We start from the raw sequence: 15,336 nt of genomic DNA, 5'->3' as shown, positions 1-15,336 counted from the left end.
TTCCTCATTGCCAATCGGTGGACGGTTTTTCCCAGAGATTGATACCGCCCTCGACCGCATGGCGATCGATCTCGGCCAACTCTTCCGGGCTGAACTGCAGGTTCTGCAGCGCCGCCACGTTCTCCACCAGTTGCTCCGGGCGGCTGGCACCCAGCAGCGCCGAGCTCACGCGCGCATCGCGCAACACCCAGGCCAGTGCCAGCTGGGCAAGGCTCTGCCCGCGCTGGCGCGCGATGCCGTCCAGGCCGCGCGCACGCTGCAGATTGTCCTCGGACAGATGCTCCGGGCGCAGCGACTGACCGCCGGGGCGGTTGACCCGCGCATCGGCCGGCACGCCCTGCAGGTACTTGCCGGTGAGCAGGCCCTGCGCCAGCGGCGTAAAGGCGATCACGCCGGCGCCGAGGTCGGCGGTGGTGTCCAGCAGGTCCTGTTCCGGCCAGCGGTTGAACAGGTTGTAGGCGGGCTGGTGGATCAGCAACGGCACCTTCCACTCACCCAGCAGCGCAGCGATGTCGCGCGTGCGCGCCGACGAGTACGACGACACGCCCACATACAGGGCCTTGCCCTGCTGCACCGCACTGGCCAGGGCGCCTGCGGTTTCTTCCAGCGGCGTGTCCGCATCGAAGCGGTGCGAATAAAAGATGTCCACATAGTCCACGCCCAACCGCTGCAGGCTCTGGTCCAGGCTGGACAGCAGGTATTTGCGCGAGCTGCCGCCCTGCCCGTACGGGCCCGGCCACATGTCCCAACCGGCCTTGGTGGAGATGATCAACTCGTCGCGATACGGCTTGAAATCCTCGCGCAGCAGGCGGCCGAAGTTGCGTTCCGCGCTGCCATAGGGTGGGCCGTAGTTGTTGGCCAGGTCGAAGTGGGTGATGCCCAGGTCGAATGCAGTGCGCAACAACGCACGTTGGGTATCGATCGGCGTGCTGTCGCCGAAGTTGTGCCACAGGCCCAGCGACAATGCGGGCAGCACCAGGCCGCTACGGCCGACACGGCGGTAGGCGATACGGTCGTAACGATCGGGATGTGCGAGATAGCTCATGACAGTGTCCGCTAAGTCAGCGTGCGCTGAAGCGATTGACGGGGCGTTGCAGCCCCAGATGATCGCGCAAGGTGCGCCCCTGGTACTCACGCCGGAACAGGCCGCGCCGCTGCAATTCCGGCACCACGTGCGTGGCCACGTCGGCCAGCCCCGCCGGCAGGTGCGGCACCAGCACGTTGAAGCCATCGGCTGCGTCCTGCTCGAACCAGGCCTGCAGCTCGTCGGCGATCCGGGTGGGCGTGCCGATCAGGCTGTAGTGCCCGCGCCCGCCGGCGATGCGCCGCCCGAGTTGGGCAATGCTCAACTGTTCCTGCCCAGCCAGTTCGGTGAACAGCTGCTGGCGGCTGCGCTGCCCGGTCTCGGTCAGCGGCAGCTCCGGCAGCGGGCCATCGGGCGGGTAGCCGGACAGATCGAAGTTGCCCAGCATGCGCGAGAGCAGCGCGATGCCCACCTCCGGCTCCACCAGCTGCTGGAACTGCTCGAATTTTTCCTGCGCTTCGGCCTGGCTCTGCCCCACCACGATGAACACCCCGGGCAGCACCTTCAAGGCATCGCGCGGCCGGCCGAACTGCGCCAGCCGCCCCTTGAGGTCGGCATAGAACGCCTGCGCCTTGGCCAGCGAGGATTGCGCGGTGAACACCACCTCGGCGGTCTCTGCCGCCAGTGCACGCCCCGGCTCGGACGAGCCGGCCTGTACCAGCACCGGGTGCCCCTGCGGCGCACGCGCGATATTGAGCGGTCCACGCACCTGGAAATGCGCGCCGCGGTGGTCGAGCACGTGCGCACGCGCCGGGTCGTGATGCAGGCCGGCGGCCTGGTCGGCGATGAAGGCATCGTCGTCCCAGCTGTCCCACAGCCCGGCCACCACCTGCTGGAATTCGCGCGCCCGCGCATAGCGCTCGGCATGCACGTAGTGCGCGTCGCGATTGAAGTTCAGCGCTTCGTCGGCGGCATCGGAGGTGACCAGGTTCCAGCCGGCACGCCCGCCGGACAGATGATCCAGCGAGGCGAACTTGCGCGCCACGTGATACGGCTCGTTGTAGCTGGTGGTCATGGTGGCGATCAGCCCGATACGTTCGCTCGCCACGGCCAGGGCGCTGAGCAGGGTCAGCGGCTCGAACAGGCTGGAACGCGCCATGCGTGGCGCGATCGGCCCGCCGGCCGCGGCCAGGCTGTCGGCGACGAACACCGCATCGAACTTCGCCGCCTCGGCGATGCGCACCATCTCGCGGTACTGCGCAAAATCCAGCGTGTCTGCGCTCACCTGCGGGTGACGCCATGCCGCCACGTGGTGGCCGGTCGCCATCAGGAAGGCCCCCAGCGACAGCTGACGCGGCGCGCTCATCGCCACTCACCGCAGGTTGGCTGCCTGCTTTGATCGAACACTGGTTGCCACTGCATCCAACGCATCCTCAAAAATCCTTGTGCAATTGCAGGCCGACATAGCGCTGGTCATCGCGCGGCACCAGCCGGTAGACATTGCCGGTGGCATTGGCCAATAGCGGCGCATAAGACCGATCGCCCAGATTGCGGCCCAGCAGCGCCACCCGCCAGCCATGCGCGTCGTCGGCCAGCGCGACACTGGCGTTCCAGATCGCATATGGGCCCTGGATGGTCTGGGGGGTCTGGCTGAGGTCGTACTGCACACTGTCCTGCCAGCTCACATCACCGTTCACCTCCAACGCCAGGCTGCCGCGCAGCGGCACGCGGTAGGCCGCGCGCAGGTTGCCCTTCCAGTCCGGCGAGAACGGCAGCGGCCGGCCATCGACATTGCAGTTGGCCGCCGCCGCTGCCGGGCAGGCGAAGCGCTGGATGCGGGCCTGCGTGTAGGCCAGCGACGAGGCCAGACTGAGCCGCTCGGTGGGCCGATACTCCAGATCCAGCTCCAGGCCCTGCGTGCGGACCTGCCCGGCATTGATCAGCCGCGTCACCACCTGCCCGGCCACGGTGTCGAAGAAATTGGCCTGGTAATTGGCGTAGTCGGTATGGAACAGCGCCAGGTTCGCGCTGAGCCGGTCGTCCAGCGCACGCGCCTTCAGGCCCAGCTCCCAGGCGTTGGAGGTTTCCGGCTTCAACGCCGGCGTGTCGCGCGGCTGCATGTTGAAGAACACGTTGTAGGCCGGGCCCTTGTAGCCGCGCGAATAGGTGAGATAGCCGGTGGCGCGCGCATCGATGTCGTACTGCAGGCCGGCACGTCCGGACACGCCATCTTCGGCGGTGCTGCCATTGCTTGCGGTGGCCGGCTGGATGCCGGTGACCGCGGTGGCGGAGCTGGACACGCGCTGGTGGCGGTAATCCAGCGTATCGCGGGTGACACGCGCGCCGAGCAAGGCGCGCAGGTCCGGCCGCCAATGCCAGGTCGCCTCGCCGAACGCCGCATAGGTGGCTGCCCGCGTTGCGTAATCGGCCACGCCCACATTGCTGGCGGTCGGCGTCGTCACGGTGCGGCGATAGGTCTCGTCGTTGCGCGCATGCAGGTAGTACAGGCCGGCCACGGCCTCCACCGCGCGATCGCGCGGAGTCTGCACGCGCAGCTCCTGCGAATACTGCGTATAGCCCAGGTCGCCACGGTCGTGCGAGGACGGAAACGCGGCGCTGCGCTGGGCGGTGCGGTCGCCATCCTGGAACTGGGTGTTGTCCCATTGCCGCCATGCGCTGATCGAGGTCAGCAGCACCTCGCCGATGTGCTGGTCCAGCTGCAGCGAGGCGCCCTTGTTGGTGTCGTCCAGGAACGTGCGGTAATCGCTATTGATCTGCCGGTTGTCGGCACCGGCACGCACCGGCGCGAGCGCGGCGGCGAAGTCGGCGCGCGTACTGGCCACCACCACGCCGCTGGGCGCATCGCCATGCGCGCGCAAATAGTCAGCGAGCAGGGTGGCGCTGAAGTCCGGTGTCGGGGTCAGGTCCAGCCGCAGCCGCGCACCGGCACGCCGGTAGCCGTTGACGGTCTGTCCATCGGCCATGTTGCGCACATTGCCGCCGTAGTCGGCCCACAACGCGGACACGTTCGCCTTCAGCACTTCCGGCACCAACGCGCCGCCGACGCTGGCGCGGACGCGGTCTTCTCCGCCGCCACCGAAATGCGCGTAATCGACGTAGCCACCCAATGCCTCCGGCGCCGGTTTGCTGACGATATTGAGCACGCCGGCCGATGCGTTCTTGCCGAACAGGGTGCCCTGCGGCCCGCGCAGGACTTCGATGCGTTCGACATCCAGCAGATCCAGGGTGGCCTGGCCGGGGCGGCCCAGCACCACGCCATCGATCACCGTGGCCACGCTGGGCTCCACGCCCGGCGAGGTGGAGATGGTGCCCACGCCACGCAGGAACAGCGAGGTGTCCTTGTTGGAAGCACCGGTGCGGAACGTCAGGCTGGGCACCAGGGCCGGCAGGTCGGCCACGCTGTTGCGATTCTCGCGCTCCAGGGTCTGGCCCTGGACCACCGAGACCGCTACCGGTACCTGCTGCAAGGTGGTTTCGCGGCGTGTGGCGGTCACCTTCACCGCACCCAGGGTCTGCGCAGCTCCCTCCGGCGCGGCAGCGGCTTCGCCCACGTCGTCCGCAAGGGCCGGTGTACATGCCAGGGCCAGGCTCCACGCCAGCACCTGCGGCCTTGCGAACAACCTCGATGCAGAAGCGCTCCTTGCAGGGAGCCGGTGGTGCACGGGCATGTAGGTCCTCTGTCTTACGGCGATGGGGGTTGGGTGCTCAAGGGCACGCTGTTGCAGCATCCGGGCATGGCCCGCTGCGGCGAAGCCATCTCGACCATGCATGGCGCTCCGGCATGCTGTTTGCCAGCGCTGCGAGCGTCAAATAACCAATGTTTGGGTGCTTATTCCCCAGGCAGTGCGGGGTGGATTGCAGGTGCCGCCGGGCCAGCACTGCCGCGATCGCTGCGCGTCTGCCACCGACCGGCGATAATGCGCCGATGGATGCACCCAAGCCCTGGTATCTCTATCTGCTGCTGTGTCGCAATGGCAGCTATTACGCCGGGATCACCAACGACCTGGAGCGGCGCTTCCAGGCGCATGTGCGTGGCACCGGTGCGCGTTACACGCGCGCCAATCCGCCGTTGCAATTGCTGGCCAGCCACCGGTATCCGGACCGTGCCAGCGCCTCGCGCGCCGAGTGCGCACTCAAGCGGCAGCCACGCGCACGCAAGCTGGATTGGCTGTTGACGCAGCCGCAGGGCATCGCCGGGTCACAGCCTGCTGACACCTCGATCACGCCCGGCTAGCCACGCCTTTCCTACGCTGCAATGCCATGCAACCGCGGAGCAGCGCATGCATTACCAGCTCTATTACTGGACCGGCCTGCAGGGCCGCGGCGAATTCGTCCGTCTGGCCCTGGAAGATGCCGGCGCCGCCTATACCGACGTGGCGCGCGTGGAGGGCGACGAGGTCATGCCCCCCTTCTTGGAAGGCAAGCAGCCGGGCGCGCAGCCGTTCGCCCCGCCCTTTCTGCGGGCAGGCGAAGTCGTGGTGGCGCAGGTGGCAGCGATCCTGCATTTTCTGGGTACGGCACTGCAGCTGGTCCCCGACGACGACGCGCAGCGCCTGCAGGCGCTTCAATTGCAGATGACCATCGCCGACCTGGTGGCCGAGGTGCACGACACCCATCATCCGATCGCCACCGGCCTGTATTACGAAGACCAGAAGGCCGAAGCCGCCAAGCGTGCCGGGGATCTGCGCAACAATCGCCTGCCCAAGTTCCTCGGCTATTTCGAACAGGTGGTACAGCAGGCCGGCGGGACATCCGCATTGGACGTGCACTCGTACGTGGATCTGTCGCTGTTTCAACTGCTCGGCGGGCTGGACTACATGTTCCCGCAGCGGATGGCGACCTTGGCGAAGGATATCCCGGGTCTGCGCACCGTGCAGCAGCGCGTAGCAACGCGCCCACGCATTGCCGCCTACCTCGCCTCCGAACGGCGCGTGGCGTTCAACACCAACGGCATCTTCCGCCACTATCCGGAGCTTGATGCTGCGTAGGTCTTGGAACTGCATTCGGCAATGTTGGCCGGTGCACCGCCTGCCGGAATGGCTGACGGTGCGATGCCTCGTAACTGGCGCTCACGCCAATCGCATGGTCCTGGATGATCCGGCGGGCTGTGCATGCCAACAGACGCAACGGCCGATGCCACGCACCACCACCGACGCGACTGCATGACCACAGGTGCGCAGGTCCGGTCCACGCCAGACATGGGATCAACGCGTCTGCAACAAGGCCGCACGAATGCGCTGCAGCTGCGCCTTCACCGCACGCGCTTGCTCCGGACCCAATCGTACGATGGCCTTCTGCCCGACCGACAATCCTTCCAGCGCCGGGTCCGCGAAGCGATAACGGCCACGCTCGTCGCGCACCACCGCAACCGGCTGCGCCGGGTCCGGTGTGCGCAACAGGTGGTCGATCACGTCCACCACGCGGTCGTTGAAATAACGGTCCGGTGCGCCCAGGTTGGCGTAGGCCTGCTGAAACAACGGATAGAAGCGCACATAGCTGCGCACCAGCGCCTGTGCATCCACGCCGGCGAATGCGGCGACATACGGTGTGTAGCGGCTGGCATTGGCGTGATCGATGACCGTGCGATCGGCAGCGGTGCTCACCAGCAGTTCGCCCGAGACCGGCTGCAGCACCGAGGCGCGGCGGCTGATGCTGGGCTGGGTGAGGTTGTCGATCATCACCACCACACGCTCGATCAGGTGTGGCCGCAACACGAGCGACAGCGCCGCATCGTCGGGCACCAGATCCAGCAGCGCCTGCCATGCGGCGTCATCGCTCTGCGCCAATGCGGGAATTGCCGCATCGGCGGCATCGGCCGATGGCGCCTGCACCGGATGCCGCGGCGCAGCGGGAGTGGCAGGCGATGGAGTGACCGCAGCAGCCACCGCGCTGGCGGTCTGGCTGATGGGTGCTGGCAGCGCACCCGATGTCTGGCGTGGCCCGCTGAACAGCCACCAGGCGGCGCCGGCAATCAATGGTACGGCCAACAGCCACGGCCAGCGCGACGGCTTGGTTTGCATCATGGAACTCCTTGCATCGACAACATCCAGGATATGACCATCAGATGTTGCAAGGGTTCCATCGATCTGCCGCCGCAGCGGCATTCATCGCGCGTGCATGGCGACGCGATGCGCATGAGCGCCGAAAACGTCTGGCCAATTCCGCAGGGGCGCTCCCTCCGAACGCGCGCGCCCTCAGGCAAGCACCCCAACCCACGCTCTACCGCGCAATCCGAAGCAATGGCGCACGTTGCGAAGCACCACGCGCCATTCGCCGTGCCGTCAACCGGCGAAGTTCAGTCGCGCATTCACCCATGCCGCCACGATCGCAGCCGCCGCCTGCTGGGCCTGGTGTTCCGGCAAGCGCTTCTCGCGCACCAGCCAGGCGGCGGTATCTGCACGCACCTTCGGCAACAGCGCGCGCACCGCCTTGCGATCTGCGGCCGGCCACTCGCTGTCTTCGCCACTCCAGGCGGCAATCGCCTTGTCCGGGTCATCTCCGTAGCGCTTGCGCAAGGCCGGTTGCAGATACAGCAGCGGCGACACCGATGCACGCAACGCAATCACGCTCCACTCGGCGTAGCTGGCATAGCGGATGGTGCCGGCGTCCTTGCTCAGGGCTTCGATCAAGGAATCGAAGCCTTCGTCCAGCTGCTTCCAGCTGGGCAACGCGAACAGCCCGCCCGGCGCCTCGCAGACCGGGGCGAACGAATCGCGCGTGGAGCCGTACAACGGCCCGAATGCCACGTACGCCGGCTCACCCACCGCCGCGAAGACAAAACAATGCACGTAGGGCCGGTTGCCACTGCCATCGCGCTCGATCCACATGCGCAGCAGCGTGAGCACCTTCTCCGGATTCTGCGCATCAGGGCCTGCTCCGGCATCGTCCAGCATCGAGGCGGCAAACTCGTCGACTTTGCGCAAGGCCTTGCGCGCGCGCTCGAAGCGCGCGGTCGCCAGCGCGGCATCCACGCCGGCGGCCGGCACGAACCGATGCAGATATGCCAGCCACGCCGAGGCCAGTGGAGCGTCGTACGCCTGCAGTTGGCGCGCCGCCTCTGCAGGCCTGGCGGGAATGCTGGCGATGCTGCGGTCCAGCACCTGTTGCTGGGCAGCGAGGGCCTTGGCCAGCACATCGGCCCTGGTGGTGAGGCTGCGTTGCAGGCAGTCGTCCGGCCTGGCTGCGCGCAGGCATTGCGCTGCCGCAGCCAGGCGCGTTGCTGCTCGCGCACGCCGGCCACCGCGGTGCGCGGCGTGGTCAGCACCAGCTCCTGGTAACGCTCGTCCAGCTGCTCGTCCAGCAGGCCAAGCGCAGGCACCGCACACAGGCGTTCTTCTACCGGCGTGCTCGCCCGTTTGCAGTCGAACGACGCTGCCCACGCGCCGCTGGCACCCAGTGCCAACGCAGCGCCAAGCAACCATTGCAGCGCGCAGGACCGGCGCGTCATTGCACAGCCTGCTTGCGCGCCGGCAGCAGCGACAGTAGCAACAAGGTCACTGCCAGCGCGACGTAGGCGCCGACGAACTGCCAGCTGATCACCCGCGCCAGCCCCTGCAGCGACCAGGGCAGATAGATGCCGCCGCGCGGGTCCACCGAGTGGATCAGCCCGAACAGGGTCAACCCGGCGGCGACCAGCAGGAATACCGCGCCGCGTCGCAGGCGGCCATCGATCATTGCCGCCACCGTGGCGATCCACAGCATCGCGGTGATGATGAAGCCGTTGCCCAGCGCGAAGATCACCGCCAGTTCCGGCAGGCCATGGCCGTCCACCTGCGTGGTCAGCGCCACCAGTTGATCCTGCGCCATCCAGCCCGGCGCCTTGATGGTCAGCAGGTACGCCACCGATGGCAGGAACCCCAGCACCATGGCACCGGCATGCTGCCGGGGCGTGGCCTGGAACGCCTGGGTGGTGATGTCGATGGACACATACACGATGATCGGCGCCAGCACCGCCAGCGGCAGCCACTGCACCAGCCCGCTGATGATGCCCAGCATGCCGCCGATGCCGACGAACAGCCCCGTCAGCAAGGTGTAGCCCGAGCGCGCCCCCATGTGCTTGTACGCGGGCTGTCCGATGTAGGGCGTGGTCTGTGCCACGCCGCCGCAGACCCCGGCCACCAATGTGGCGAAGGCTTCCACCAGCAGGATGTCGCGGGTGCGGTAATCGTCGCCGGCCGCGCGCGCGCTTTCGCTGACGTTGATGCCGCCCACCACCATCAACAGGCCGAACGGCAGCAGCAACGGCAGATACGCCACCGTGGCCGGCAATCCATCGATGAAGCCCAGGTTCGGCAGCGGCAGCACGATCTGCGGCGCCGTCCACGCCGGCACGGTGAAGCCCGGCGCGCCCAGCCCGGCCAGGCCAAGCCCGTAATACAGCGCGGTGCCGATCACGAAGGCCACCAGCACGCCCGGCAGCTTGGTCGGCAAGCGGCCCTTGGCCAGCAGCACGTACAGCAACAGGCCCAAGGTGACGAAGCCCGCCACCGGCGAGCGCAGCGTTTCCAGCAGCGGCAGCAGGCCCATCAGCACCAGCGCGATGCCGGCGATGGAGCCGAGCAGCGCCGCACGCGGCAGCGCGCGGGTCACCGCCTCGCCCACGAACGACAGCACCAGCTTGAGCAGGCCCATCACCACCAGTGCGGCCATGCCGAGCTTCCAGGTGGCGATCGCCGCCGCCTGCGGGTCCAGCCCCTGTGCCTTGAAGCCGGCAAACGCCGGGCCCAGCACCAGCAGCGCCATGCCGATGCTGGTGGGCGCATCCAGCCCCAGCGGCATGGCGGTGACGTCGTCGCGCCCGCTGCGGGCAGCCAGCCGCCGCGCCATCAAGGTGTACAGCAGGTTGCCCACCAGCACCCCGAACGCGGTACCGGGGAACATGCGCCCGAACACCACCTCGGCGGGAAACTGGAAGATGCCCACCAGCGCCATCGCAATGAAGCCCAGGATGGAGAGATTGTCGACCACCAGGCCGAAGAAGCCATTGAGGTCGCCGGCGACGAACCAGCGCGGCGCTGCCGCAGGACGCGAAGAGGGAACCGACATGAGAACCAGGGAGCGTGGGGGTCGGCCGATGGTAGCCGCTGCCTCCCGGCCGCGACAGCGCCGCGGTGGATCAGGGCATGCCGCCGCGGCCACGCTGGCGCCGGGCGCCTGCCGCAGCGACCGGCCAGCGTTGCCTTACCGCATCGCCTCGTCGGCGCGGATCCAGCCCTCGATCATCGCGTGGCTGGCACTGCGATAACGCACCCGCACCCGCGACTGGTCCGCGCTCACGTCCAGCGCCTGCAGGCGATCGCCCTCGATCACATAACGCCGCGTGGTGGCCGCCGTGGCCGTGGCATACAACGGCAGCCGCGGCACCTGCACCTGGAACGTGGCCGGCCTGGGCGCGTCCAGGCTCTGCCCGATGGCCGTGTCGATCACCGCACCGTGCGCATCGAAGCGCGGCCACACCGAGAACGGCATGCCATCCTCGCTACCCGGGCCCAGCAGCTCCTGGATGGCGGGCGACTCGATGCGCTGCTGGGTCGTGTATACATACAAGCGCCCATCGGGGCCGTAGCGATAGACATCGGCGTACCACATCGGGCCGCTGCGACAGGAACTGCTCAGGCTGCGCTGCTGCGGCTCCGGGGTCAGATTCCAGAAGCCCTCGCATTGCACTGCCGGGCGCGCAGGCGCGGTCAACGGCTGGAAGCGCCGTTGCGTCGGGTCGAACAGGAACACGAGCGTCGCTTCATTGACCTGACCCAGCATCGCGGTCACCGCCAGATCGCGGTGCCCGTCGAAGTTGTAATCGTCGCTGCGGACACGTCCCCCGCCCTCACCATCATCCACATCCGCGTCCAGCCATTGCTCGCTGCCACCGGGCGAAAGCACCACATGCAGGCGCGCGCCGATGAGGTCGGCGATTGCGTGCGTGTTCGCGTCGATCGCGACGCGCACAGGGCCGTCTGCCGCTGCCGCGACATCCCCCTGCATGCCGAGCGCGGCACCCAAGGCCATGCGCAGCGCAGCGCCAAGACACCTCGGCAGCCAGTGCCGAATTAGCACGCGTATCGACAGGCTCAGAACGACACCTCCACCGGCTGCCGCGACCACAGCACCGACTGGTGACCGGTAGCCTGTTTCCAGGCCAGCCGGATCGCCTCGATGTCGTTGCGCCGCTGCGGGGTGTCCTCGTGCAGGATCACCAGCACCTTGGTGCCCAGCCGGTTCGGCTCCTTGGCGCCGCGGAACAGCCACTGGCCATAGGCATCGAACACGGTCAGCCCGTCCGGGAAGCGCGGGGTCACTTCCTTGTCCAGGAATGCGCGCCACTGCGCCTCGCCGATGGTGCGGGTCTGCGGGCGGTCGGCCGGGCCGGTTTCCTCGCCTACACCGAAGTACAGCTCGCTGCGCACCCAACCCTGCGCTGCGGCCGGCCGCGCCGCATCGCCCTGCAGGCTGGCGGTGGTGGAGGCCGGTGCGCCGGCGGGCGTGGTCGCGCAGGCGCTCAGGGCCAGCACGACGGCAAACAGGCAGGACGGCAACGACTTCATCGACTTCTCCACAACAGGTTCGGGGGCAGGCTCATGCGGCCCGGGCATCAGCTGATGCCGCCATGCGCGCACTGTGGCATCTCGCACAGGCCTGAACAACGCGATAATATCTCTCCATCCGGATGAATGTGGACAATCCGCCCCCAGCGCCCAGCCCGGCCGGATGCCGAGCGAGTGGCGCCTCGAAGTCGCAGTGCAGGAGAAACAGCATGACCCGCCCCACCCTTTCGGTGATCGGCCTGGCCGTGGCCACGGTGTTGAGCGCCAGCGCGCAGGCCCAGCAAGCCGATACCGGCGCCACCACCCTGGACACCGTGATCGTCACCGGCACCCGTGCCAGCGATCGCACCGTGCTGGAATCGACCGTGCCGGTGGACGTGCTCACCGCCGAAGACATCCGCAAGGCGGGCGTGGTCAATGGCGAGCTGGGCAGCGCACTGCAGGCCCTGCTGCCCTCGTTCAACTTCCCACGCCAGTCCAACTCCGGCGGCGCCGACCATATCCGCGCCGCCCAGCTACGCGGGCTCTCGCCCGACCAGGTGCTGGTGCTGGTCAACGGCAAGCGCCGCCACACCTCGGCGCTGGTCAATACCGACAGCAAGATCGGCAAGGGCACCACGCCGGTGGATTTCAACTCCATCCCGATCAACGCCATCAAGCGCATCGAAGTGCTGCGCGACGGTGCCGGCGCGCAGTACGGCTCCGACGCGATCGCCGGCGTCATCAACGTGATCCTGGACGACAACCCCGAGCGCGGCGAACTGGAAGCCAGCTTCGGCGCCTACAACACCGATGTGGAACCGATCGGCCGCCGCGTCACCGATGGCCAGACCAGCTACGCCAGCGCCAAGGTCGGCTCGCTGCTGGGCGATGACGGCGGCTTCTTCAAGGTCGGCCTGGAGCTGAAGAATCGCGAGGCCACCAATCGTGCCGGCTTGGACCAGATTCCGCCGTTCGAGGAGCAGACCCCGGCCAATCTGGCGCTGGCCGGCCGGCGCAATTACGTGCTCGGCGATGGCGCCACCAAGGGCTTGAACGCCTGGCTCAACACCAAGGTGCCTTTCAGCGACAGCGGCGAGTTCTACGCCTTCGCCACCTACAACCAGCGCGATACCCAAGGCGCCAACTATTTCCGCTACCCGGACAGCAGCGCCAACTGGCGCGAGCTCTATCCCAACGGCTACCGGCCGATTTCCGAAGGTGAGAACCGCGATCTGCAGGCGGTCGCCGGCGCGCGCGGGCAATGGGGCAGCTGGGATTACGATGCCAGCGTCAACTATGGCCGCAACGACTTCACCTACCGGCTGCGCAATTCGCTCAACGCCTCGCTGGGGCCGACCAGTACCACGCGCTTCAAGACCGGCGATTTCGCCTTCGCGCAGACCGTGGGCAATGTCGACCTGACCCGCGTGTTCGATGCGGCCGGCGCCACCCACACCTTCGGCACCGGTGCCGAATTCCGCCGCGAGCAGTACCGCACCCACGCCGGCGACCCGGCCAGCTACGCCGCCGGCCCGTTCACCGACCGCCCCACCGGCTCGCAGGCCGGCGGCGGCCTCACCCCGCAGGACGAGGCCGACCTGTCGCGCAACGTGGCCAGCGCCTATGCCAATGTCTCCAGCCAGTTCGGCGACAAGCTCTCCACCGACCTGGCCGGCCGCTACGAGCATTACCAGGACTTCGGCAGCCAGTGGACCGGCAAGCTGGCCGCGCGCTACGCGTTCGCCCCGGCGTTCGCGCTGCGTGGCGCCATCTCCAACAACGTGCGTGCGCCCTCGCTCAGCCAGATCGGTTACGAAGCCACCTCCACCGGCTACGACGCCGCCGGCCGGCTGACCCAGGGCCGCCTGCTGTCGGTCAACAACCCGATCGCCCGTGCGCTGGGCGCCACCGACCTGAAGCCGGAAAAATCGCTCAATTACAGCCTGGGCTTCACCAGCCAGCTGAGCGACCATTTCGACCTGTCGCTGGATTTCTTCCAGATCGACATCGACGACCGCATCGCGTTGTCCGAAGACATCACCGGCGATGCGTTGACCAGCTTCGTGCAGCAGAACTTCGGCGTGACCGGCGTGCAGAGCGCCAGCTACTTCCTCAATGCCGCCGACACCCGCACGCGCGGCGCCGAGCTGGTGGCCAACTGGCGTCAATACGCTTTCGGCGGCGACCTGCTGCTCACCGGCACCTACAGCTACGCCAAGACCGAACTGGAAAACATCATCGCCACCCCGGCGCAGGTGCTGGCGTTGAACCCGGACTATGCGCTGTTCGGCGTGGAAGAAAGCAATACGCTCACCGATGCCGCGCCGCGCACCCGCGCCGCGCTTGCCGCCAACTGGAGCAACCAACGCTGGAACCTGCAGACGCGCGTCAACCGTTACGGCAGCGCCACCCGCGTGTTCGACTTCGGCGGTGGCTTCGTGCCGCGCCAGACCTATGGCGCGGAATGGCAACTGGACCTGGAAGCCGAATATCACCTGGGCACGCAATGGACGCTGGCCATCGGCGGGCAGAACATCCTGGACAACTATTCGGACCGCTCAATCGACGACATCGCCTACTTCGGCAACCTGCCCTACGACGTGCTGTCGCCCATCGGCAGCAACGGCGCGTACTGGTATGGGCGGGTGCGGTATACGTTTTGAGCCGGGATTGGGGATTCGGGATTTGGGATTGGCAAGAGCAGCATTGCCACGAATCCCCAATCCCCCAATCCAGATTCGCCTCGCCCGCACGATGACATCGTCCAGGCAATCGGCACTCGTTGGCATTGGAGATTCGAGATTGGCAGGCGTGGCCCTGCCATGCATACCCGGTGCTCAAGGCAGTAGCGGACTGACTGGCAGGGCCATGGCGCACTCCATCAAAGGCGGTTCGGGATCGGGAATGGCGCGCCCTGCTTTGCACGAATCCCCAATCCCGACTCCCCAATCCCCGCCGTTCCATAACCTGAATCTCACACCGCCTTGCGCACACTGCCGCGATGGCAGACGTGCATCCCCCCCTCCCGTCGCCGCCATTGCTGGACGATGCCTGCGCATTGTTCCTGGACGTGGACGGCACCCTGATCGATTTTGCCGACAGCCCCGAAGCGGTGCGGCTCCTGCCTGAGGTGCGTACGGCCATCGGCCGCCTCAGCGCGCGCCTGGATGGCGCCATCGCCCTGGTCAGCGGGCGGCCGCTGGCGCAGCTCGATGCCCTGTTCCATCCCCTGATCCTCCCGGCCGCCGGCCTGCACGGCCACGAGCTGCGCACCGACACAGCCGCGCGCGCAGCGATGCCGCAGGACACGTCCGAGTGGCTGCATGGCCTGCATCGACGCGCCGCTGCGCTCACCCACCGGCATCCCGGGGTGCTGGTCGAAGACAAGGGCGTCAGCGTGGCACTGCACTGGCGCGCGCAGCCGCTGGCCGGGCCCGACGTGCTCGCCTTCGCGCAGGATGAAATCGCCCGGCTCTCCGGTTATCGCCTGCAGCCGGGCGATCATGTCGTGGAGTTCGTGCCCGAAGGCAGCAACAAGGGCCTGGCGGTGGAACAACTGATGCAGCAAGGCGCCTTCGCCGGTCGCACGCCGGTGTTCGTGGGCGACGACCTCACCGACGAATTCGGCTTCGAGGCCGCCAACCGGCTCGGCGGCTGGAGCGTGCTGGTCGGCGACCGTGCCCAGACCAGCGCGCGCTATCGCGTGCCGGGTACTGCCGCCGTCCACGCGTGGCTGCAGCAGAACGCGCACGGCGCCTGAGCGCC

At 67.7% G+C, this 15,336-nt stretch carries 11 protein-coding genes and 1 pseudogene; 4 read left to right on the top strand and 8 right to left on the bottom strand.

The features are described from left to right. Window positions 1-4: 4 nt before the first annotated feature. The 3 genes from mgrA to ACCQ05_RS05635 all read right to left on the bottom strand — a co-directional run bounded on the left by mgrA (window position 5) and on the right by ACCQ05_RS05635 (window position 4,713). The gene (gene mgrA, locus ACCQ05_RS05645) at window positions 5-1,045 is read right to left on the bottom strand and encodes an L-glyceraldehyde 3-phosphate reductase (RefSeq protein WP_372393176.1); all 1,041 of its coding nucleotides are present in this window, start codon (window positions 1,043-1,045) and stop codon (window positions 5-7) included. A gap of 16 nt (window positions 1,046-1,061) precedes the next feature. Continuing rightward, on the bottom strand, window positions 1,062-2,390 hold the full coding sequence (locus ACCQ05_RS05640; protein ID WP_372393175.1) for an LLM class flavin-dependent oxidoreductase: 1,329 nt from the start codon (window positions 2,388-2,390) through the stop codon (window positions 1,062-1,064). A 67-nt stretch (window positions 2,391-2,457) separates the two neighbouring features. Continuing rightward, on the bottom strand, window positions 2,458-4,713 hold the full coding sequence (locus tag ACCQ05_RS05635; protein WP_372393174.1) for a TonB-dependent receptor: 2,256 nt from the start codon (window positions 4,711-4,713) through the stop codon (window positions 2,458-2,460). A gap of 257 nt (window positions 4,714-4,970) precedes the next feature. On the opposite strand from ACCQ05_RS05635, the gene ACCQ05_RS05630 reads away from it, so the two are divergent. Beyond that, window positions 4,971-5,279 carry a GIY-YIG nuclease family protein gene (locus tag ACCQ05_RS05630; protein WP_104539118.1) on the top strand — a complete coding sequence of 103 codons (309 nt, stop codon included), beginning with the start codon at window positions 4,971-4,973 and terminating at the stop codon, window positions 5,277-5,279. A 46-nt stretch (window positions 5,280-5,325) separates the two neighbouring features. After that, window positions 5,326-6,033: a glutathione S-transferase gene (locus tag ACCQ05_RS05625; RefSeq protein WP_372393173.1), complete on the top strand. Its 708-nt coding sequence runs from the start codon at window positions 5,326-5,328 to the stop codon at window positions 6,031-6,033. A 216-nt stretch (window positions 6,034-6,249) separates the two neighbouring features. On the opposite strand, the gene ACCQ05_RS05620 is transcribed toward ACCQ05_RS05625, so the two are convergent. The 5 genes and pseudogenes from ACCQ05_RS05620 to ACCQ05_RS05600 form a co-directional block, all read right to left on the bottom strand. Continuing rightward, window positions 6,250-7,065 carry a DUF3014 domain-containing protein gene (locus ACCQ05_RS05620; RefSeq protein ID WP_228962733.1) on the bottom strand — a complete coding sequence of 272 codons (816 nt, stop codon included), beginning with the start codon at window positions 7,063-7,065 and terminating at the stop codon, window positions 6,250-6,252. Window positions 7,066-7,326: 261 nt separating this feature from the next. Beyond that, window positions 7,327-8,492, bottom strand: a pseudogene (locus ACCQ05_RS05615) (lysozyme inhibitor LprI family protein). Beyond that, a complete protein-coding gene (locus ACCQ05_RS05610) occupies window positions 8,489-10,090 on the bottom strand; it encodes a hypothetical protein (protein WP_228962731.1) in 1,602 nt (533 codons plus the stop codon). Before ACCQ05_RS05610 ends, ACCQ05_RS05615 begins: the two are co-directional and overlap by 4 nt. A 135-nt stretch (window positions 10,091-10,225) precedes the next feature. After that, a complete protein-coding gene (locus ACCQ05_RS05605; RefSeq protein ID WP_372393172.1) occupies window positions 10,226-11,149 on the bottom strand; it encodes an XAC2610-related protein in 924 nt (307 codons plus the stop codon). Then, complete coding sequence (locus ACCQ05_RS05600; RefSeq protein ID WP_372393171.1) at window positions 11,116-11,589, bottom strand: DUF3574 domain-containing protein; 474 nt, start codon at window positions 11,587-11,589, stop codon at window positions 11,116-11,118. Before ACCQ05_RS05600 ends, ACCQ05_RS05605 begins: the two co-directional genes overlap by 34 nt. A gap of 209 nt (window positions 11,590-11,798) precedes the next feature. Between ACCQ05_RS05600 and ACCQ05_RS05595 the strand changes: the two genes are divergently transcribed. Both ACCQ05_RS05595 and otsB read left to right on the top strand, forming a co-directional pair. Beyond that, window positions 11,799-14,234: a TonB-dependent receptor plug domain-containing protein gene (locus ACCQ05_RS05595; protein ID WP_372393170.1), complete on the top strand. Its 2,436-nt coding sequence runs from the start codon at window positions 11,799-11,801 to the stop codon at window positions 14,232-14,234. A gap of 338 nt (window positions 14,235-14,572) precedes the next feature. Further along, window positions 14,573-15,331 carry a trehalose-phosphatase gene (gene otsB, locus ACCQ05_RS05590; RefSeq protein ID WP_372393169.1) on the top strand — a complete coding sequence of 253 codons (759 nt, stop codon included), beginning with the start codon at window positions 14,573-14,575 and terminating at the stop codon, window positions 15,329-15,331. The last annotated feature ends 5 nt before the right edge of the window (window positions 15,332-15,336 follow it).

It is taken from the genome of Xanthomonas sp. NCPPB 3582, from assembly GCF_041475735.2.
GTDB classification, from domain to species: Bacteria; Pseudomonadota; Gammaproteobacteria; order Xanthomonadales; family Xanthomonadaceae; genus Xanthomonas; species Xanthomonas codiaei.
This window is presented reverse-complemented; position numbering and strand designations above follow the sequence as displayed.

Excerpts from the sequence above, each read along its gene's own strand:
- ACCQ05_RS05595 (WP_372393170.1), top strand. The coding sequence starts at position 11,799 with ATGACCCGCCCCACCCTTTCGGTGATCGGCCTGGCCGTGGCCACGGTG.
- ACCQ05_RS05600 (WP_372393171.1), bottom strand. The coding sequence starts at position 11,589 with ATGAAGTCGTTGCCGTCCTGCCTGTTTGCCGTCGTGCTGGCCCTGAGC.
- ACCQ05_RS05630 (WP_104539118.1), top strand. The coding sequence starts at position 4,971 with ATGGATGCACCCAAGCCCTGGTATCTCTATCTGCTGCTGTGTCGCAAT.
- ACCQ05_RS05640 (WP_372393175.1), bottom strand. The coding sequence starts at position 2,390 with ATGAGCGCGCCGCGTCAGCTGTCGCTGGGGGCCTTCCTGATGGCGACC.
- mgrA (WP_372393176.1), bottom strand. The coding sequence starts at position 1,045 with ATGAGCTATCTCGCACATCCCGATCGTTACGACCGTATCGCCTACCGC.
- ACCQ05_RS05620 (WP_228962733.1), bottom strand. The coding sequence starts at position 7,065 with ATGCAAACCAAGCCGTCGCGCTGGCCGTGGCTGTTGGCCGTACCATTG.
- ACCQ05_RS05625 (WP_372393173.1), top strand. The coding sequence starts at position 5,326 with ATGCATTACCAGCTCTATTACTGGACCGGCCTGCAGGGCCGCGGCGAA.
- otsB (WP_372393169.1), top strand. The coding sequence starts at position 14,573 with ATGGCAGACGTGCATCCCCCCCTCCCGTCGCCGCCATTGCTGGACGAT.
- ACCQ05_RS05635 (WP_372393174.1), bottom strand. The coding sequence starts at position 4,713 with ATGCCCGTGCACCACCGGCTCCCTGCAAGGAGCGCTTCTGCATCGAGG.
- ACCQ05_RS05610 (WP_228962731.1), bottom strand. The coding sequence starts at position 10,090 with ATGTCGGTTCCCTCTTCGCGTCCTGCGGCAGCGCCGCGCTGGTTCGTC.